Annotated in this window: 20 protein-coding genes; 14 read left to right on the forward strand and 6 right to left on the reverse strand. The window is 66.0% G+C overall.

Annotation, left to right across the window (positions count from 1 at the left end; genetic code table 11):
* The 5 genes from F3H32_RS05475 to mdh form a co-directional block, all read right to left on the reverse strand.
* Nucleotides 1–1,152, reverse strand: coding sequence for a glycosyltransferase family 2 protein (locus F3H32_RS05475; RefSeq protein WP_149764968.1), 1,152 nt, complete (start codon nucleotides 1,150–1,152; stop codon nucleotides 1–3).
* Between the two features lie 175 nt (nucleotides 1,153–1,327).
* Nucleotides 1,328–2,212, reverse strand: a complete 885-nt coding sequence (sucD, locus tag F3H32_RS05480; protein ID WP_149764969.1) for a succinate--CoA ligase subunit alpha — start codon at nucleotides 2,210–2,212, stop codon at nucleotides 1,328–1,330.
* A gap of 45 nt (nucleotides 2,213–2,257) precedes the next feature.
* Complete coding sequence (locus tag F3H32_RS05485) at nucleotides 2,258–2,803, reverse strand: hypothetical protein (protein WP_139293895.1); 546 nt, start codon at nucleotides 2,801–2,803, stop codon at nucleotides 2,258–2,260.
* Complete coding sequence (gene sucC / locus F3H32_RS05490) at nucleotides 2,803–3,996, reverse strand: ADP-forming succinate--CoA ligase subunit beta (protein ID WP_115756634.1); 1,194 nt, start codon at nucleotides 3,994–3,996, stop codon at nucleotides 2,803–2,805. The genes F3H32_RS05485 and sucC overlap by 1 nt, the downstream gene beginning before the upstream one ends.
* Nucleotides 3,997–4,304: 308 nt before the next feature.
* Nucleotides 4,305–5,267, reverse strand: a complete 963-nt coding sequence (mdh, locus tag F3H32_RS05495; protein ID WP_149764970.1) for a malate dehydrogenase — start codon at nucleotides 5,265–5,267, stop codon at nucleotides 4,305–4,307.
* A 185-nt stretch (nucleotides 5,268–5,452) separates the two neighbouring features.
* Between mdh and F3H32_RS05500 the strand changes: the two genes are divergently transcribed.
* The 12 genes from F3H32_RS05500 (at nucleotide 5,453) to F3H32_RS17660 (ending at nucleotide 13,689) form a co-directional block, all read left to right on the forward strand.
* Nucleotides 5,453–6,187 carry a sulfite exporter TauE/SafE family protein gene (locus tag F3H32_RS05500; RefSeq protein ID WP_115756636.1) on the forward strand — a complete coding sequence of 245 codons (735 nt, stop codon included), beginning with the start codon at nucleotides 5,453–5,455 and terminating at the stop codon, nucleotides 6,185–6,187.
* Between the two features lie 80 nt (nucleotides 6,188–6,267).
* Nucleotides 6,268–7,110 (forward strand): HpcH/HpaI aldolase/citrate lyase family protein, encoded by an 843-nt coding sequence (locus F3H32_RS05505; RefSeq protein WP_149764971.1) that lies wholly within the window; start codon nucleotides 6,268–6,270, stop codon nucleotides 7,108–7,110.
* A 44-nt stretch (nucleotides 7,111–7,154) separates the two neighbouring features.
* On the forward strand, nucleotides 7,155–7,700 hold the full coding sequence (locus F3H32_RS05510; protein WP_115756638.1) for an NnrU family protein: 546 nt from the start codon (nucleotides 7,155–7,157) through the stop codon (nucleotides 7,698–7,700).
* 1 nt (nucleotide 7,701) lies between these two features.
* Nucleotides 7,702–7,908 (forward strand): DUF1737 domain-containing protein, encoded by a 207-nt coding sequence (locus F3H32_RS05515; RefSeq protein ID WP_115756639.1) that lies wholly within the window; start codon nucleotides 7,702–7,704, stop codon nucleotides 7,906–7,908.
* Nucleotides 7,909–7,917: 9 nt separating this feature from the next.
* Nucleotides 7,918–8,952, forward strand: a complete 1,035-nt coding sequence (locus F3H32_RS05520) for a MaoC family dehydratase (RefSeq protein WP_149764972.1) — start codon at nucleotides 7,918–7,920, stop codon at nucleotides 8,950–8,952.
* 312 nt (nucleotides 8,953–9,264) lie between these two features.
* A complete protein-coding gene (gene sdhC / locus F3H32_RS05525) occupies nucleotides 9,265–9,657 on the forward strand; it encodes a succinate dehydrogenase, cytochrome b556 subunit (RefSeq protein WP_149764973.1) in 393 nt (130 codons plus the stop codon).
* Between the two features lie 12 nt (nucleotides 9,658–9,669).
* On the forward strand, nucleotides 9,670–10,059 hold the full coding sequence (gene sdhD / locus F3H32_RS05530; RefSeq protein WP_149764974.1) for a succinate dehydrogenase, hydrophobic membrane anchor protein: 390 nt from the start codon (nucleotides 9,670–9,672) through the stop codon (nucleotides 10,057–10,059).
* A 9-nt stretch (nucleotides 10,060–10,068) separates the two neighbouring features.
* Entirely contained in the window at nucleotides 10,069–11,871 is a 1,803-nt protein-coding gene (gene sdhA, locus F3H32_RS05535; protein ID WP_149764975.1) for a succinate dehydrogenase flavoprotein subunit, read from the forward strand.
* Nucleotides 11,871–12,236, forward strand: a complete 366-nt coding sequence (locus tag F3H32_RS05540; protein WP_223191353.1) for a hypothetical protein — start codon at nucleotides 11,871–11,873, stop codon at nucleotides 12,234–12,236. The genes sdhA and F3H32_RS05540 overlap by 1 nt, the downstream gene beginning before the upstream one ends.
* The gene (locus tag F3H32_RS05545; protein WP_149764976.1) at nucleotides 12,236–12,562 is read left to right on the forward strand and encodes a hypothetical protein; all 327 of its coding nucleotides are present in this window, start codon (nucleotides 12,236–12,238) and stop codon (nucleotides 12,560–12,562) included. Before F3H32_RS05540 ends, F3H32_RS05545 begins: the two co-directional genes overlap by 1 nt.
* A 55-nt stretch (nucleotides 12,563–12,617) precedes the next feature.
* The gene (locus F3H32_RS05550; protein ID WP_149764977.1) at nucleotides 12,618–13,397 is read left to right on the forward strand and encodes a succinate dehydrogenase iron-sulfur subunit; all 780 of its coding nucleotides are present in this window, start codon (nucleotides 12,618–12,620) and stop codon (nucleotides 13,395–13,397) included.
* Between the two features lie 130 nt (nucleotides 13,398–13,527).
* Nucleotides 13,528–13,689: a hypothetical protein gene (locus tag F3H32_RS17660; protein ID WP_188128594.1), complete on the forward strand. Its 162-nt coding sequence runs from the start codon at nucleotides 13,528–13,530 to the stop codon at nucleotides 13,687–13,689.
* Nucleotides 13,690–14,040: 351 nt separating this feature from the next.
* Here F3H32_RS17660 and F3H32_RS05555 read toward each other — a convergent pair whose 3' ends face one another.
* A complete protein-coding gene (locus F3H32_RS05555) occupies nucleotides 14,041–14,733 on the reverse strand; it encodes a metal-dependent hydrolase (protein WP_149764978.1) in 693 nt (230 codons plus the stop codon).
* Between the two features lie 131 nt (nucleotides 14,734–14,864).
* Between F3H32_RS05555 and gatC the strand changes: the two genes are divergently transcribed.
* Both gatC and gatA read left to right on the forward strand, forming a co-directional pair.
* Nucleotides 14,865–15,152 carry an Asp-tRNA(Asn)/Glu-tRNA(Gln) amidotransferase subunit GatC gene (gatC, locus tag F3H32_RS05560; protein WP_115756034.1) on the forward strand — a complete coding sequence of 96 codons (288 nt, stop codon included), beginning with the start codon at nucleotides 14,865–14,867 and terminating at the stop codon, nucleotides 15,150–15,152.
* On the forward strand, nucleotides 15,149–16,630 hold the full coding sequence (gene gatA / locus F3H32_RS05565; protein ID WP_149764979.1) for an Asp-tRNA(Asn)/Glu-tRNA(Gln) amidotransferase subunit GatA: 1,482 nt from the start codon (nucleotides 15,149–15,151) through the stop codon (nucleotides 16,628–16,630). Before gatC ends, gatA begins: the two co-directional genes overlap by 4 nt.
* Nucleotides 16,631–16,641 lie beyond the last annotated feature (11 nt).

The raw sequence follows: 16,641 nt of genomic DNA on the forward strand, positions 1-16,641 counted from the left end.
CTATCCGTTCGCGCCCGTATCGGGTGCTGTCGCATCGTTCTGGCTGGGGCCGGGCAGCGCCCCGGTCATCAGCCTGGTCTGAAGATCCTGATACCATGCCGGCAGCGCGGCCCGCGGCTGGCGCAGCAGGGCAGGCAGGTTGCGCCCGGCCAGCAGCGCGCCGCGAAACTGCGGCAGGTCCCAGCGGCCGCCGGCCAGGTCCTTGGGCAGCTCGGCCAGCGTCATGCGCAGATACCATAGCGCATAGCGGGCCAGGTCGCGGCCCTGGCGCTGGGAATGGCGGCGCACGAAATAGGCGATGTTGAGCAGCGCCAGCGCGGCATTGACGCGGCGCCGGTCGCGCCCGGCCGCGGCCTCCAGATGATGGATCAGCGCATCCGGGGCGATGGCCAGAAGCCCGTGGCGGCCAAGGCGATAGCTGGCGTCCAGGTCCTCGGCGATGGAACTGCCCACCAGCCCCTCATCGAAGGGCTCGCGCAGCGCCAGGTCGCGGCGAAGGGTCAGGGCGAAGCCTATGATGAAGTCGACGCGCAGCAGCCCCTGGGGCAGGGCCGGGTCGCCCTGCCAGCGCCGTTCGGGGCGGTCATAGGCCAGGAAGCGCTGTTCGGCCGGAATCATCAGCAGATGGCGCAGGACCAGGTCGATGCCGCGCTGCATCGGGCCGGTCCGACCCTCGACCAGCCCGCCGGCGCGGTTGGTCTGTTTCAATTCGTCCAGGCCGGCCGACCCGCCAAGCGGCGCGTTGCGGGCCGAGATGGCGGCGATGCGGCCCTGGGTATCGGCGCGATAATGCGCCATGATCCGCGCGGCGCAATCGGCATGCAGCAGCGCATCGTCGTCGATCATGAACAGGATATCGGCCCGCGCCAGCGATACGGCCTGATTGCGCTGGACGGTCAGCGACTTGCGCAGCGCCGGCACATAGGTCAGCGGACAGCCGCCGGCCTGGGCGATCACCGCCTCGACATCCTGGCGGTGGCGCAGCCAATGGGCGCTGGCGTCGACGATGACGATTTCCGCCGGCCGCTCGGTCGAAGCCAGCGCGGCGCGGACGCAATCGCAAAGCAGCTTGCCGCGGTTGTAGGTCGAGACGCAGAGCGCCCAGCCCTGCGCCGCCCTGGCCGGGGCTGCAAGAATGTGCCGCTGATTCATGCCGCACCCGTTTCGGGAGGGGCAGCGCCGCGCGCCGGGCAGGGCATTGCCCCGGCGGGTCTGGCGGCGATCTGGCGACGACGGCGGTCCAATCTGGCACCTGCTGCTAAGGTCTGGCGCAGCCCATGGTATGGTAGGCTGGGGCTGCGCCCAAGTCAAAAACCCTTGCCGTATGTCAGCGGCCCAGGGCCTTCAGCACCGCCTCGCCCAGGCCGGCGGGGCTGTCGGCGACGATGATCCCGGCGGATTTCATCGCCTCGATCTTCGACTCCGCGTCGCCCTTGCCGCCCGAGACGATGGCCCCGGCATGGCCCATGCGGCGGCCCTTGGGCGCGGTGCGCCCGGCGATGAAGCCGGCGGTGGGCTTCCACTTGCCCTTGCGCTTCTGCTCGGCCAGGAACTCGGCCGCCTCTTCCTCGGCCGAGCCGCCGATCTCGCCGATCATGATGATCGACTCGGTTTCCGGGTCGTCCAGGAACATGCGCAGCACGTCGATATGCTCCATGCCCTTGATCGGGTCGCCGCCGATGCCCACGGCCGAGGACTGGCCCAGGCCCACGTCCGAAGTCTGCTTGACCGCTTCATAGGTCAGCGTGCCGGAACGCGACACGACGCCGACCGAGCCGCGCTTGAAGATGCTGCCCGGCATGATGCCGATCTTGCATTCGTCGGGCGTCATGATGCCGGGGCAGTTCGGCCCGATCAGGCGCGATTGCGACCCTTGCAGCGCGCGCTTGACCTTCATCATGTCCAGCACCGGGATACCTTCGGTGATGGCGACGATCAGCGGGATTTCCGCGTCGATGGCTTCCAGGATCGAATCGGCCGCAAAGGGCGGCGGGACATAGATCACGGTCGCATTGGCGCCGGTTTTCGCCACGGCCTCGTGGACCGAGTTGAAGACCGGCAGGTCAAGATGCGTGCTGCCGCCCTTGCCGGGGGTCACGCCGCCGACCATCTGCGTGCCATAGGCGATCGCCTGTTCGGTGTGGAAGGTGCCCTGGGACCCGGTGATCCCCTGGCAGATGACTTTGGTGTCTTTGTTGACGAGAACGGCCATTCAAGCCTCCTGCAAAAATCAAGTTCATGCGGGCCTATGCCCGCATCATTTCGTATCTCGGCTTAGCGTGATGGTCGCCAGCGGCTCGGAATGGCTGTATCTGCCGGAGAGGCTGAAACTGATATCGCCTTTCGTAAAGGTCGAACGCCCTCCATTGTCGGCCACCGGCTGGTAGCCTTGGGCAATCATTTCCGAATGGACCGTGCGGAATGACGAATATCCCACGTCACGCCTGACGTCGATGTCACATGGGATTGGTCCATTAGGGTCGCTGACCTTTATGATGTCGACCTTCTCGAACAGGCCTTTGCCCGCAACAGGTTCCATTCGGGTATAGGAGTAGGCGCCCGTCCATTCCCGCGTGATCGTATAGCCCTGTCCAAGCAGTGATTGCAGGGTTTGTGGCCCCTGCAATTCGCTTGCAAGACAGGCTCGCGTGGCAATTCGTAGCTGTTCAGCCCTGTCAAACGGTGCTTGAGCCGCAGCCGGCACGACTTCAGGCGCATTTTCAGCACCGGCCGGAATGCCTTCGTAGTTCGTGCAGGCAGAAAGACTGGCCGCGCTCAGCATACAAATCACCGCGATCCGCATTAGCCCTTCACCGCCTTGACGATCTTCTGCGCGGCGTCCGACAGGTCGTCGGCCGCGATCACGTTCAGGCCCGACTCGCTGATGATCTTCTTGCCCAGATCGACGTTCGTGCCCTCAAGCCGCACGACCAGCGGGACTTGCAGGCCCACTTCCTTCACCGCGGCGATGATGCCTTCCGCGATGATGTCGCAGCGCATGATGCCGCCGAAGATGTTGACCAGGATGCCTTTGACATTCGGATCGCTGGTGATGATCTTGAACGCCTCGGTCACCTTTTCCTTGGTGGCGCCGCCGCCGACGTCCAGGAAGTTCGCGGGCTCGGCCCCGAACAGCTTGATGATGTCCATCGTGGCCATCGCCAGGCCGGCGCCGTTCACCATGCAGCCGATCTCGCCGTCCAGGGCGATATAGTTCAGGTCGAATTTCGAGGCAGCCAGTTCCTTGGGGTCTTCCTCGGTCTCGTCGCGCAGCGCCAGGATGTCGGGCTGGCGGTAAAGGGCGTTGTTGTCAAAGCCCATCTTGGCGTCCAGCGCCTTGAGATTGCCGTCCTTCATCACGATCAGCGGGTTGATCTCCAGCATCTCCATGTCCTTTTCGATGAACATGCGATACAGGTTCCGGACCAGCGCCACGCATTGCTTGACCTGCGCGCCCTTCAGGCCCAGGGCAAAGGCCACGCGGCGGCCGTGGAAATCGGACAGGCCGGAGGCCGGATCGACGCTGAAGCTGACGATCTTTTCCGGGGTCGAGGCCGCGACTTCCTCGATGTCCATGCCGCCTTCGGTCGAGGCGACGAAGCTGACGCGCGAGGTGCCGCGGTCGACCAGCAGCGCCAGATACAGTTCGCGCTCGATGTCGCTGCCGTCTTCGATATAGATGCGGTTGACCTGCTTGCCGGTCTCGCCCGTCTGGTGGGTGACCAGGGTGCGGCCCAGCATCTGGCGGGTCAGCTCCTCGGCCTCGGCCACGGATTTCGCCAGGCGGACGCCGCCTTTTTCACCGGCTTCCTTTTCCTTGAAATGACCCTTGCCGCGACCGCCGGCATGGATCTGGGCCTTGATGACCCAAAGCGGCCCGTCGAGTTCCCCCGCCGCCGCCTTGGCTTCGTCCGCCTTCATCACCACCCGCCCGTCCGAGACCGGCGCGCCGTATTGGCGCAGCAACGCCTTGGCCTGGTATTCATGGATGTTCATGGTCTTCCCCCGCAGTTGTCGGTTGGCGGGGCTTGTGCCATATTCCGCGCCGGTTCCATAGCCCTATGATCGGCGGAACAGTGAAAACAGGCGGGATTTCGCCTTTTGTGATCACAGTTTCAAAGGGCGTGATCACAAAGCCTGCGGCACCGCGCCGCGCCGCGTGACCGCAGGGGCGCGCAACCGCGATCCGGTGCGATTCCCCCGGCGGGCCGGGCGGGCTGCGGACGCCAAAGGGGATCCGGCCGGGCATGAAAAAACCCCGCGGAATGCGCGGGGTTTTCCAGGATGCGCGAATGACCGGCGGGTCAGGCCAGAGTGGCGTCGATGCCCTTGCAGGCCGCGACCAGCCCTTTGACCGCATCCACGGACTTGTCGAACATCACCTGTTCGTCGCGGTCCAGGGTGATGTCGATCACCCGCTCAATGCCGCCGGCGCCGATCACGGTCGGCACGCCGACATAAAGCCCGTCCAGCCCATAGGCGCCCTCGACATAGGCGGCGCAGGGCAGCACGCGCTTTTGGTCCTTGAGATAGGCTTCCGCCATCTCGATCGCCGAAGTCGCGGGCGCATAGAAGGCCGAGCCGGTTTTCAGCAGACCGACGATCTCGGCCCCGCCGTCGCGGGTGCGCTGCACGATGGCGTCCAGCTTGTCCTGGGTGGTCCAGCCCATCTTGACCAGATCGGGCAGCGGGATGCCGCCGACGGTGGAATAGCGGGTCAGCGGCACCATGGTGTCGCCATGGCCGCCCAGCACAAAGGCGGTCACGTCGCGCATCGAGACGCCGAATTCCAGCGACAGGAAATGGCGGAAGCGGGCCGAATCCAGCACGCCGGCCATGCCGACGACCTTTTCATGCGGCAGGCCGCTGAATTCGCGCAGCGCCCAGACCATCGCGTCCAGCGGGTTGGTGATGCAGATGACAAAGGCGTTCGGGGCGTGCTGCCTGATGCCCTCGCCCACGGATTTCATGACCTTGAGGTTGATGCCCAAGAGGTCGTCGCGGCTCATGCCCGGCTTGCGGGGAACGCCTGCGGTGACGATGCAGACATCGGCGCCGGCGATGTCGGCATAATCGTTGGCGCCCTTCATGACGGCGTCGAAACCCTCGGACGGGCCCGATTGCGCGATGTCCAGCGCCTTGCCCTGGGGCGTGCCTTCGGCGATGTCGAACAGGACGACGTCGCCCAGTTCCTTCATCGCGGCCAGATGCGCCAGAGTTCCGCCGATCTGTCCCGCACCGATAAGTGCGATCTTGGGTCGGGCCATGATAACCTCCGATTTCCATGATGGTTCGCGCGGTGGCCTAGTCCCTCGGGATGAGAATCGCAAGCCTTGGCGCGGGCCGCGTTGCGGAATCTAGCGGTGTCAATCGCTAACATCGCCGGAACGGGGACGGATTGCCGCGGACGCGGCCCTGGATTAGGCCGGGGGCCACCACAAGGGAGCGCGCGATGGAGATGCTGGGCTGGGTGCTGGCGGTGATCGCCGCCTTTTCGATCGGGCTGGCCAAGGGCGGGCTGTCCATGGTCGGCACCATTTCCGTGCCGCTGCTGGCGCTGGTCATGTCGCCGGTGCAGGCGGCGGGCATCCTGCTGCCGGTCTATATCGTCTCGGACATCGGCGGGCTGGTGGCCTTTCGCCGCGATTTCGATGCGCGGGTGCTGCGGACGCTGGTGCCGGGGGCGATCACCGGCATCGCCTTGGGCTGGGCCACCGCCCATCACGTCGACGACGCGCAGGTCGGGCTGATCGTCGGCGTGATCGGGCTGGCATTCGCGCTGAACGCGCTGCTGCGCGGCCGGGTGGGCGCCAGCGCCCGGCCGCCGCGCTGGGGGGCGGGCAGCCTGTGGGGCACGATTTCGGGCTATACCAGTTTCGTGTCGCATTCCGGGGCCGCGCCCTATCAGGTCTATGCCCAGCCGCTATGCATGGCGCCGCTGACCTATGCCGGCACCACGACGATCTTCTTTGCCATCTGCAATGCGGTGAAGCTGATCCCCTATGCCATGCTGGGCCAGCTTTCGGCGCATAACCTGTCGATCGCCGCGGTGCTGATGGTGCCGGGCGTGCTGGGGGTGCTGGCCGGGCTGTGGCTGGTGCGGCGCATGTCGCCGCGCGTCTTTTATGGCTTCATCACCTGGGCGCTGATTCCGGTTTCGGCCAAGCTGATCTGGGACGGGCTTTGACGCCGCAGCGCGGCAAATCCGTGCTTGCGATTCGCGTCCTTTCGGGGCAGGTTCGCGCAAGATTATTACGCGAGGCCCTGATGACCCGTCCCTATCGTTCCGTCCTCTATATCCCTGCCGCCAACCAACGGGCCATGGAAAAGGCCCAGAACCTGGCCGCCGACGCGATCATCTTCGATCTGGAGGACGCGGTCGCGCCTGCTGAAAAGGTGGGCGCGCGCGACCTGTTGGCGCGGGCGCTGCTGGCCGATTACGGCGGGCGGGTGCGGATCGTGCGCATCAACGGCATGGACACCGAATGGGGCGAAGGCGACGCGCGCGCCTTTGCCGCGGCCGGCGCCGATGCGGTGCTGGTGCCCAAGGTCAGCCGGGGCGCTGACCTGGACCGGGTGGCGGCGCTGGTGCCCGACACGCCGCTTTGGGCGATGATGGAAACGGCTGAGGGGATGCTGAACGCCGCCGAGATCGCCGGCCATCCGCGGCTGCAAGGCATGGTCATGGGCACTAACGACCTGGCCAAGGAGATGAACAGCCGCTTTCGCCCCGACCGGCTGGCGATGATGGCGGGGCTGGGCCTGTGCCTTCTGGCGGCGCGGGCGCATGGCCGGGTCATCGTGGACGGCGTCTTCAACGCCTTCAAGGACGACGAGGGACTGCGCGCCGAATGCGAACAGGGCCGCGACATGGGCTTTGACGGCAAGACCCTGATCCATCCCGCCCAGCTTGCCGTCGCCAACCAGGTCTTCGCCCCGTCCCAGGCCGAGGTCGAACTGGCCCGCCGCCAGATCGACGCCTTTGACGAGGCGCAGGCCCAGGGCAAGGGCGTGGCGGTGGTGGACGGAAAGATCGTCGAGAACCTGCATGTCGAGACCGCCCGCGCCACTTTGGCCAAGGCCAAGGCGATTGCCGCGCTGGCCGGCTGATGGCAAGGAAGCGTCATTGACATCCAGCGAAAGGGAATAGCCCGATGTTTCTGATGATCCTTGGCGTGGCGCTGTGGTGGGCGGCGCATCTTCTCAAGCGGCTGACGCCGGGGCTGCGCGACCAGTTGGGTGGCCGGGCCACGGTGGCCGTGGGCGTGCTGGTTTCGGTCGTGCTGATGGTGATCGGCTATCGCATGGCGCAGGGGCCGGTCTGGTGGGGGGCGACGGCACCCCTTAAGGGCATCAACAACCTGCTGGTGCTGGTGGCGATCTATCTTTTCGCCGCCGATGGCATGAAGACGCGCATCACCCGCCATATCCGCCACCCGCAACTGACCGGCTTTGCGCTTTGGGCCGGGGCGCATCTGCTGCCCAATGGCGACCTGCCCAGCTTTGTGCTGTTTGGCGGGCTGACGCTGTGGGCGCTGGTCGAAATGGCCGTCATCAACCGTGCGCAGCCGGGCTGGACCCCGCCCGCCGGCCCGTTCCCGGCCCGGAAAGAGGCGATGGCCGCCGTCGGCGCCGTCGTGGTGATGCTGGTCGTGGGGCTGATCCATGCCTGGCTGGGCTATAACCCGTTCGGAGGCTGAGATGCCGACGGTCTATCGCCTGTTGACCGAGGATGACACCGCAGCCTTTTGCCACAAGGTCAGCCAGGCGCTGTCCAGGGGCTGGGTGCTGCATGGCGGCCCGGCCTATGCCTTTGACGCGGCGCGCGGCGTGATGCGCTGCGCCCAGGCCGTCACCAAGGAAATCGCCGCCGACTACCATCCCGACATGAAGCTGGGCCAGCAATAAGGAACCCGCATGAGCAAGACCAATCCCGGCCGTTTCTTCGAGGATTACCGCATCGGCCAGGTGATCCCCCACGCCGTCCCCCGCACCGTGGCCGAGGGCGAGCGCGCGCTTTACCATGCGCTTTATCCGGCGCGGCATGCGCTTTATTCCTCGGACGAATTCGCCTCTGCCTCGGGGTTGGACGGCAGTCCGATGGACGACCTGATCGCCTTTCACGTCGTGTTCGGCAAATCCGTGCCCGATATCAGCCTGAACGCGGTGGCGAACCTGGGCTATGCGCAGGGGCGCTGGCTGAAGCCGGTCTGGCCCGGCGACACGCTGCGTTCGCAGTCCGAGGTGATCGGGCTTCGCGAGAACTCGAACGGCAAGTCCGGGGTGGTCTGGGTCCGCACCCAAGGCCTGAACCAGATGGACGAGGTGGTGCTGGACTATGTGCGCTGGGTCATGGTGCGCAAGCGGGACGCCGCCGCCCCCGCGCCCCAGCCGGTGGTGCCCGAACTGGCGAAATCGGTGGCGCCCGCCGACCTGGTGCTGCCCGAAGGGCTGGACTTCCTGCAATATGACTTCGACCTGGCCGGAGAGCCGCATCGCTGGGGTGACTACCAGGTGGGCGAGGTCATCGACCATGTCGACGGCGTGACGGTAGAGGAGGCCGAACACATGCTGGCCACCCGGCTGTGGCAGAATACCGCCAAGGTGCATTTCGACGCCACTTTCCGCGAGGATGGCCGGCGGCTGATCTATGGCGGCCATGTCATCAGCATGGCCCGCGCGCTCAGCTTCAATGGCTTGGCCAATGCGCAGATGATCGTGGCGCTGAACGGCGGGGCGCATGCCAATCCCTGCTTCGCCGGCGACACGATCCGCGCCTGGTCCGAGGTGCTGGACAAGGCCGACACCCCCGCACCGGGGGTCGGCGCCATCCGCCTGCGCCTGGTCGCGCATAAGGGCCGTGCCGGTGATCACGTCCTGCGCGGCGAGGATGGAAAATACGCCTCGCAGGTGCTGCTGGACCTGGATTACTGGGCCTTGATGCCGAAATAACCGGGCTGCGGTCCGGGCGCGTGGCTTGCAGGGCAGCGGCGCGCCGGGATCGCAGATGACAGAATCCCTTGGATATTGGCGCAAATGGCCCGAATCCGCCCTGCTACCGCAATCAGCCGCGCGGCTGGCCGCCATATCGTGATCACAGTCGCCGCTAGCGTGATCACAAAACCGGAAAATCTGCCGCATATCCGCCTTATGTCTGGCGCAGACCCGTGACAGATGCGACAAGGCCACTAAAAGCAGAACCAATTTCGGCCAGCCCTCGCCGCCAGCCGTCGCGTGCGGGGCCTGAACGCAGGAGAGCGCATCATGGCTGACGTCAACCGGGGCAACCGGCCATTGTCACCGCATTTGCAGGTCTATCGCCTGCCCATCGCCGCAATCACCTCGATCATGACCCGAATCACCGGCCATGCGCTGGTCGCCGGGATCTTGCTGATCACCTGGTGGCTGGTGGCCGCCGTCACCTCGCCCGGCGCATTTGCCGCGGCCGACTGGGTGGTCCGGTCCTGGCTGGGCTTCATCATCCTGACGGGCTCGATGTGGGCGCTGTGGTATCACCTGCTCGCCGGTCTGCGGCACCTGGCCTATGACGCGGGCTATGGGCTGGAAATCCGCCAGGCGCAGCAGTCCAGCCGGGCGCTGATCGCCGGCTCGGTCGTGCTGGCCGTGCTGACGCTGATCGTCTTCTTCGCGTTCTAAAGGGCAGGGATCATGCATTATATCACCCCCCGCAAAACCGCCGAAGGCCTGGGTTCCGCCCATGAGGGCACCCAGCATCACTGGGCCATGACCGTGTCCTCGGTCGCGCTGACCGTGCTGACGCCGCTGTTCATGATCGTGATCGCCCGCGCCATCGGCCTGTCGCAGGAACAGCTTCTGGCCTATTTCGGCCGCCCCTTTCCGGCGCTCATCACCGCGCTTTTCGTGATCGTGGGCATGATCCACTTCATCAAGGGCACGCGGATCATGATCGACGATTATTTCCGCGGCGCCACGCGCAAGGCCGCCATCATCTTTTCCGTGATCTTCGGCTGGGCGGTCATCGCCGCCGCAGTCTATGCGCTGGCCCGGATGGGCCTTGGCGCGATCGTCGTCCTCTGAGGTTCCGCCATGGCTGCTTATGAATACGAAACGCACGAATATGACGTCGTGGTCGTCGGTGCCGGTGGCGCGGGCTTGCGCGCGACGCTGGGCATGGCCGAACAGGGGCTGCGCACCGCCTGCGTGACCAAGGTCTTCCCGACCCGGTCGCACACCGTCGCGGCCCAGGGCGGCATCGCCGCCAGCCTGTCGAACATGGGCCCCGACAACTGGCAGTGGCACATGTATGACACCGTCAAGGGCTCGGACTGGCTGGGCGATACCGACGCCATGGAATACCTGGCGCGAGAGGCCCCCAAGGCCGTCTACGAGCTGGAACATTACGGCGTGCCGTTCAGCCGCACCGAAGAGGGCAAGATCTACCAGCGCCCCTTCGGCGGCCACACGACCGAGTTCGGCGAAGGCCCGCCGGTGCAGCGCACCTGCGCCGCCGCCGACCGCACCGGCCACGCCATCCTGCATACGCTTTATGGCCAGTCGCTGAAGGAAAAGGCCGAATTCTTCATCGAATATTTTGCGCTGGACCTGATCATCACCGATGGCGCCTGCACCGGCGTGGTGTGCTGGAAGCTGGACGACGGCACCATTCATGTCTTCAACGCCAAGATGGTGGTGCTGGCGACCGGCGGCTATGGCCGGGCCTATTTCAGCGCCACCTCGGCCCATACCTGCACCGGCGACGGCGGCGGCATGGTGGCCCGCGCCGGCCTGCCGCTTCAGGACATGGAATTCGTGCAGTTCCACCCGACCGGCATCTACGGCTCGGGCTGCCTGATCACCGAAGGCGCGCGCGGCGAAGGCGGCTACCTGACCAACAGCGAGGGCGAGCGGTTCATGGAACGCTACGCGCCGACCTACAAGGACCTGGCGTCGCGCGACGTGGTCAGCCGCTGCATCACCATCGAGATCCGCGAGGGCCGCGGCGTCGGCCCGAACAAGGATCACATGTTCCTGAACCTGATGCACCTGCCGCCGGAAAGCCTGGCCGAGCGGCTGCCGGGCATCAGCGAATCGGCCAAGATCTTTGCCGGCGTGGATGTCACGCGCGAGCCGATCCCGATCCTGCCCACCGTGCATTACAACATGGGCGGCATCCCCACCAACTATTGGGGCGAGGTGCTGAACCCCGCCGAAGGCAATCCGGACGCGGTCTTCCCCGGCCTGATGGCGGTGGGCGAGGCCGGCTGCGCCTCGGTCCATGGCGCGAACCGGCTGGGCTCGAACTCGCTGATCGACCTGGTGGTCTTTGGCCGCGCCGCGGCGCTGCGCGCCGGCCAGGTGATCGACCGCAAGGCGGCGATCCCCACCACCAACAAGGAACAGGTGGACAAGGCGCTGAACCGCTTTGACCGCATCCGCAATGCCAACGGCTCGGTCCCCACGGCCGAGTTGCGGCTGGAGATGCAGCGCACCATGCAGGCCGATGCCGCGGTGTTCCGCACCGACAAGACCCTGGCCGAGGGCGTCGAGAAGATGCAGGCGATCGCGGCCAAGATGGACGACCTGAAAGTCACCGACCGCAGCCTGATCTGGAACAGCGACCTGATGGAAACGCTGGAACTGACCAACCTGATGCCCAACGCCCTGGCCACCATCGTCGCGGCCGAGGCGCGCAAGGAAAGCCGCGGCGCCCATGCCCATGAAGACTGGCCCGAGCGGGATGATGCCAATTGGCGCAAGCACTCGCTTGCGTGGATCGAAGGCAACGATGTTAAACTGGCTTATCGGCCCGTGCATCTTGAACCTCTGACCAGGCAAGACGAAGGCGGGATCGACCTGAAAAAGATCGCACCGAAAGCGAGGGTTTACTGATGCGTCTTTCCCTGAGCCTGCCCCTTTCCCTGACCGCCGCCGCGCTGGCCCTTTCGGGCTGCGTGGTGCAAAATCCCGGCATGGGTCCCGCGCCGACCCTGCCGCCGGTCGCCGCCCCGGCGCCCGATGCCATGCGCTCATCGGCGCGGGTGATCGTGAACCGGGAAATGGCCAAGCGCCTGCCCGGCGCCAATGTCGCACCCTATACCGATTGCGTGATGCAAAGCGCCACCACCGCGGAACTGACCAGCATCGCCGAAGCCGGCGCGCTGGGTGCCGGCGACGCGGTCGCGGCCATCGTCGGCCGCCCCGCGACCACGCAATGCATCGCCCGCGCTGCCGCGGCCGCCAAGGGCGCCGCGTGATGGCCGGCCGCGGGGCGCTTGGCCTGGGGCTTGCCCCGGCGCTGGCGGGGCTGGCGGCCTGCGCGCCCGCGCCGGTGCGGATCCCGGTCGAGCAGGCCGAACAGGTCTGCATGGTCCAGGCGCTGGACGCGCGCGCGCCGCGGACCCAGGTCGGGCTGGGCGTCGGCTCGCATGGCTATCGCGGCGGCTTCGTCAGCGTCGATCTGTCCTCGGACCAGATCCTGGGCCGCGCCCCGTCCGAGATCTTCAACCGCTGCGTCCAGCGCCGCTCGGGGCAGATGCCCACGCGGACGCTTTACGAACAACCGGGCTGGCCGGCGAGCTGACGCCCCAGCCCAAGCCGCCGCATGACCGCGTCGCCCGACCACCAGGAGTTACCCAATGGTCCAACTTACCCTTCCCAAGAACAGCCGCATGCGGGTCGGCAAGACCTGGCCCAGGCCCGAGGGCGCGACGAATGTCCGGCGCTTCAACATCTACCGCTGGGATCCCGACACCGGCGAGAATCCGCGCATCGACACCTATTTCGTCGACCTGGACAAATGCGGCCCGATGATCCTGGATGCGCTGATCAAGATCAAGAACGAGATCGACCCCACCCTGACCTTCCGCCGCTCCTGCCGCGAGGGGATCTGCGGTTCCTGCGCGATGAATATCGACGGCGGCAACCATCTGGCCTGCATCTACGGCATGGACGAGATCAAGGGCGACGTGAACATCTATCCGCTGCCGCATATGCCGGTGGTCAAGGACCTGATCCCCGACCTGACGCATTTCTATGCCCAGCACGCCTCGGTGAACCCCTATCTGGTCACCGAAACGCCGATGCCGGACAAGGAATGGCGCCAGTCGATCGAGGATCGCAAGAAGCTGGACGGGCTTTACGAATGCATCCTGTGCGCCTCGTGCTCGACCGCATGTCCCAGCTATTGGTGGAACGGCGACCGCTACCTGGGTCCGGCGGCCCTGCTGCATGCCTATCGCTGGATCATCGATTCGCGCGATGAGGCCACGGGCGAGCGGCTGGACGCGCTTGAGGATCCGTTCAAGCTGTATCGCTGCCACACGATCATGAACTGCACCAATACCTGTCCCAAGGGGCTGAACCCGGCCAAGGCCATCGCCTCGATCAAGCACATGATGGTGGACCGCATCGTCTGACCTGCGTGGCGGACATGGCCGGTATGCCATGATATGCCGTCTGACGCCGCGTCGCGGAACTGGTTTTTTCTGCGTCGCGGCATTAGGTCTTCGGGCAGGGAGAGACCACGTCCGACCCGGAGAGTCCGAGATGAAGATCCTTGCCGAAACGCAAAAACCGGGCGCCAAGCTGGCTGTGCTGAAACCGGCCAAGGCGCAAGGCCACGCGGCGCTGGCCGTGCTGGAACAGATGTATGGCTATTTCAGCTTCGATCCGATGCCGATGGAAGCCGACATCCGCCACGCCGCCTGACCGCGGCAAGCTTGCCCACGGATCCCGCGGGCCTTACAGCGCGGCCTTGCGGCCGCGCTTTCGTCTTTTCTGCATGGTATCTGCGTTGCATTTTTTGGGTATTTGAGCAACAGAGAAGCCAGACCCGGTTTTGCCGCTTCTCTGTTGCACAAATACCCCGGCGGCAGCGCAACCGGACGATCCCAACGCATTTTTTCGCCAAGATCGACCTGGTCGATGGCCAGCCCCTGTGCAGGCGGCGATTGCGGCAGCGCCTTGCCAGCCACGCCGCCGCCTGCCCCGCGCGGCTGGTCGTGATCTTCGCCCCGGCCCGGCCCGCGGCGCGCGCCGACCAGGCGCATATCGCTGGTCCTAAAGCGTGACCGGCACCATCACCTCTGGCTCCAGCACCCGTACGCCGGGCAGGCCGGATTTCAGCGGCTCGGCATCCTGCGCCAGCAGCGGGAAGGTCTTGTAATGGCAAGGGATCACCGTCTTGAAGTCGAAATACTTCCGCGCCGCCCAGGCCGCCCGCTCCATGTCCATGGTGAAATGCCCGCCCGCGCAAAGGATGCCGATGTCGGGCTGGTGATATTCGCCCATCCATCCCATGTCCGCCATGATGTCGGTATCGCCCGAGACATAGATCACATGGCCTTCGCCGGCGATCATGTAGCCCGATTCGTGGCCGGCATAGACCGGCCCCTCGTTGCCGTCGAAGGACGAGGAATGGCTGGCATTCACCATTGTCACCTTGGCGCCACCCAGATCGACGGTGCCGCCCTTGTTGAAGCCCATGCCTTCGATGCCCTGATGCGTCTGCCAGGTGCTGATCAGGTCATAGATGCCGACGACCGGGATTTTCAGCTCGCGCGCGATGGACAGCGTGTCGCCGGTATGGTCGCCATGGCCATGGGTCAGCAGGATATGGGTGGCGCCGCGGATCGCCTCGTCGCGCCGGTCCTCGGGGAATACCGGATTGCCGGACAGCCAGGGGTCGATCAGGATCACCGCCTGTTCGATTTCCAGCCGAAAGCCGGAATGGCCAAGCCAGGTCAGTTTCATCGGAAGGCTCCTTGTTCTTGTGCTGCCGCATCCTGCCAAGCCGGGCCGCGGGGGTAAAGTTCCGCCTGCACGGGTGCTTGCCCCGCCCCGGCCGCCCCGGTAAAACCCGGCGCAAGCGAAAGGAGCCATCCATGGCGATCACCGAGGACGAAGCCCGCAAGGTCGCGCATCTGGCGCGGATTGCGGTCAAGGACGCCGACCTGCCCGCGCTGGCGCAGGAATTGAACGGCATCCTGCATTTCATGGAACAGCTGAACGAGGTCGATGTCGACGGCGTCGAGCCGATGACCGGGGTTGAGCCGATGCGCCTCAAGCGCCGCCAGGATGTCGTCACCGATGGCGAGATGCAGGATCTGATCCTGAAGAACGCGCCCGATGCGCGCGAGGGCTTCTTTGCCGTGCCGAAGGTGGTGGAATGAGCGACCTGAACAGACTGACGATCTCGGCCGCCCGCGACGGGCTGCGCAAGGGCGATTTCACCAGCCTTGAGCTGACCGAGGCCTGCCTGGGCGCCATCGAGGCTGCCGGGGCGCTGAACGCCTATTCGCACAAGACCCCGGAAAAGGCCCGCCAGATGGCCGAGGCCGCCGACCAGCGCATCGCGGCGGGCGACGCGCCCGCCATGTGCGGCATCCCGCTGGGCATCAAGGACCTGTTCTGCACCAAGGGCTTCCCGTCGCGGGCCGCCAGCCGCATCCTCGACGGCTTCCTGCCGCAATATGAATCGACGGTGACGCAGAACCTGTGGGATGCGGGCGCGGTCATGCTGGGCAAGCTCAGCATGGACGAATTCGCCATGGGTTCCTCGAACGAAAGCGCCTGCTATGGCCCGGTGGTGAACCCGTGGAAGGTGGACGACCGGCCGCTGACGCCCGGCGGCTCTTCGGGCGGCTCGGCGGCGGCGGTGGCGGCCGACCTGTGCCTGGCCGCGACCGGCACCGATACCGGCGGCTCGATCCGCCAGCCGGCGGCCTTCACCGGCACGGTGGGGCTGAAGCCGACCTATGGCCGGGTCAGCCGCTGGGGGGTGATCGCATTCGCCAGTTCGTTGGACCAGGCCGGGCCGATGACGAAAGCGGTGCGCGATGCGGCGATCATGCTGGGCGCCATGGCCTCGGTCGATGCCAAGGATTCGACCAGCGCCGAACGTCCGGTGCCGGATTACGAGGCGGCGCTGAGCGGCGACATCCGCGGCCGTCGCATCGGCATTCCGCGCGAATACCGCATGGAGGGCATGTCGGACGAGATCGACGCGCTTTGGCACCAGGCGGCCGAGATGCTGCGCGATGCCGGCGCCGAGGTGGTGGACATCACCCTGCCGCATACGAAATACGCGCTGCCGGCTTACTATGTGATCGCCCCGGCCGAGGCGTCGTCGAACCTCGCGCGCTATGACGGGGTGCGCTATGGCCGCCGCGCGACGCTTGGCGCCGGCGACGGCGTGGTCGAGATGTATGAAAAGACCCGCGCCGAAGGCTTCGGCCCCGAGGTGCAGCGCCGGGTGATGATCGGCACCTATGTGCTGTCGGCGGGCTTTTACGACGCCTATTACAACCGCGCCCGCAAGGTGCGCGCGCTGATCAAGCGCGACTTCGACCAGGTCTTTGCCGATGGCATCGACGCCATCCTGACGCCGGCCACCCCCAGCGCCGCCTTTGGCCTGGGCGAGATGGCGGGCAAGGACCCGGTCGAGATGTATCTCAACGACGTCTTTACCGTCACCGTGAACCTGGCCGGGCTGCCGGGGATTTCGGTGCCGGTGGGGCTGGACCGCCGGGGCCTGCCGCTGGGCATGCAGCTGATCGGCCGGCCCTGGGACGAAGGCGGGCTCTTGAACCTTGCGCAAAGCCTCGAATCTGCGGCAGGATTTACGGCGAAACCCTCGCGCTGGTGGTGACCGGCCTCAAA

Origin of the sequence: Paracoccus thiocyanatus, assembly GCF_900156255.1 — a bacterium.
In the GTDB taxonomy this organism is placed as follows: domain Bacteria; phylum Pseudomonadota; class Alphaproteobacteria; order Rhodobacterales; family Rhodobacteraceae; genus Paracoccus; species Paracoccus thiocyanatus.

What these genes read in the sequence shown, in the direction of transcription:
- F3H32_RS05475 (WP_149764968.1), bottom strand. Translation starts at nt 1,152, where the DNA reads ATGAATCAGCGGCACATTCTTGCAGCCCCGGCCAGGGCGGCGCAGGGC.
- sucD (WP_149764969.1), bottom strand. Translation starts at nt 2,212, where the DNA reads ATGGCCGTTCTCGTCAACAAAGACACCAAAGTCATCTGCCAGGGGATC.
- F3H32_RS05485 (WP_139293895.1), bottom strand. Translation starts at nt 2,803, where the DNA reads ATGCGGATCGCGGTGATTTGTATGCTGAGCGCGGCCAGTCTTTCTGCC.
- sucC (WP_115756634.1), bottom strand. Translation starts at nt 3,996, where the DNA reads ATGAACATCCATGAATACCAGGCCAAGGCGTTGCTGCGCCAATACGGC.
- mdh (WP_149764970.1), bottom strand. Translation starts at nt 5,267, where the DNA reads ATGGCCCGACCCAAGATCGCACTTATCGGTGCGGGACAGATCGGCGGA.
- F3H32_RS05500 (WP_115756636.1), top strand. Translation starts at nt 5,453, where the DNA reads ATGGAGATGCTGGGCTGGGTGCTGGCGGTGATCGCCGCCTTTTCGATC.
- F3H32_RS05505 (WP_149764971.1), top strand. Translation starts at nt 6,268, where the DNA reads ATGACCCGTCCCTATCGTTCCGTCCTCTATATCCCTGCCGCCAACCAA.
- F3H32_RS05510 (WP_115756638.1), top strand. Translation starts at nt 7,155, where the DNA reads ATGTTTCTGATGATCCTTGGCGTGGCGCTGTGGTGGGCGGCGCATCTT.
- F3H32_RS05515 (WP_115756639.1), top strand. Translation starts at nt 7,702, where the DNA reads ATGCCGACGGTCTATCGCCTGTTGACCGAGGATGACACCGCAGCCTTT.
- F3H32_RS05520 (WP_149764972.1), top strand. Translation starts at nt 7,918, where the DNA reads ATGAGCAAGACCAATCCCGGCCGTTTCTTCGAGGATTACCGCATCGGC.
- sdhC (WP_149764973.1), top strand. Translation starts at nt 9,265, where the DNA reads ATGGCTGACGTCAACCGGGGCAACCGGCCATTGTCACCGCATTTGCAG.
- sdhD (WP_149764974.1), top strand. Translation starts at nt 9,670, where the DNA reads ATGCATTATATCACCCCCCGCAAAACCGCCGAAGGCCTGGGTTCCGCC.
- sdhA (WP_149764975.1), top strand. Translation starts at nt 10,069, where the DNA reads ATGGCTGCTTATGAATACGAAACGCACGAATATGACGTCGTGGTCGTC.
- F3H32_RS05540 (WP_223191353.1), top strand. Translation starts at nt 11,871, where the DNA reads ATGCGTCTTTCCCTGAGCCTGCCCCTTTCCCTGACCGCCGCCGCGCTG.
- F3H32_RS05545 (WP_149764976.1), top strand. Translation starts at nt 12,236, where the DNA reads ATGGCCGGCCGCGGGGCGCTTGGCCTGGGGCTTGCCCCGGCGCTGGCG.
- F3H32_RS05550 (WP_149764977.1), top strand. Translation starts at nt 12,618, where the DNA reads ATGGTCCAACTTACCCTTCCCAAGAACAGCCGCATGCGGGTCGGCAAG.
- F3H32_RS17660 (WP_188128594.1), top strand. Translation starts at nt 13,528, where the DNA reads ATGAAGATCCTTGCCGAAACGCAAAAACCGGGCGCCAAGCTGGCTGTG.
- F3H32_RS05555 (WP_149764978.1), bottom strand. Translation starts at nt 14,733, where the DNA reads ATGAAACTGACCTGGCTTGGCCATTCCGGCTTTCGGCTGGAAATCGAA.
- gatC (WP_115756034.1), top strand. Translation starts at nt 14,865, where the DNA reads ATGGCGATCACCGAGGACGAAGCCCGCAAGGTCGCGCATCTGGCGCGG.
- gatA (WP_149764979.1), top strand. Translation starts at nt 15,149, where the DNA reads ATGAGCGACCTGAACAGACTGACGATCTCGGCCGCCCGCGACGGGCTG.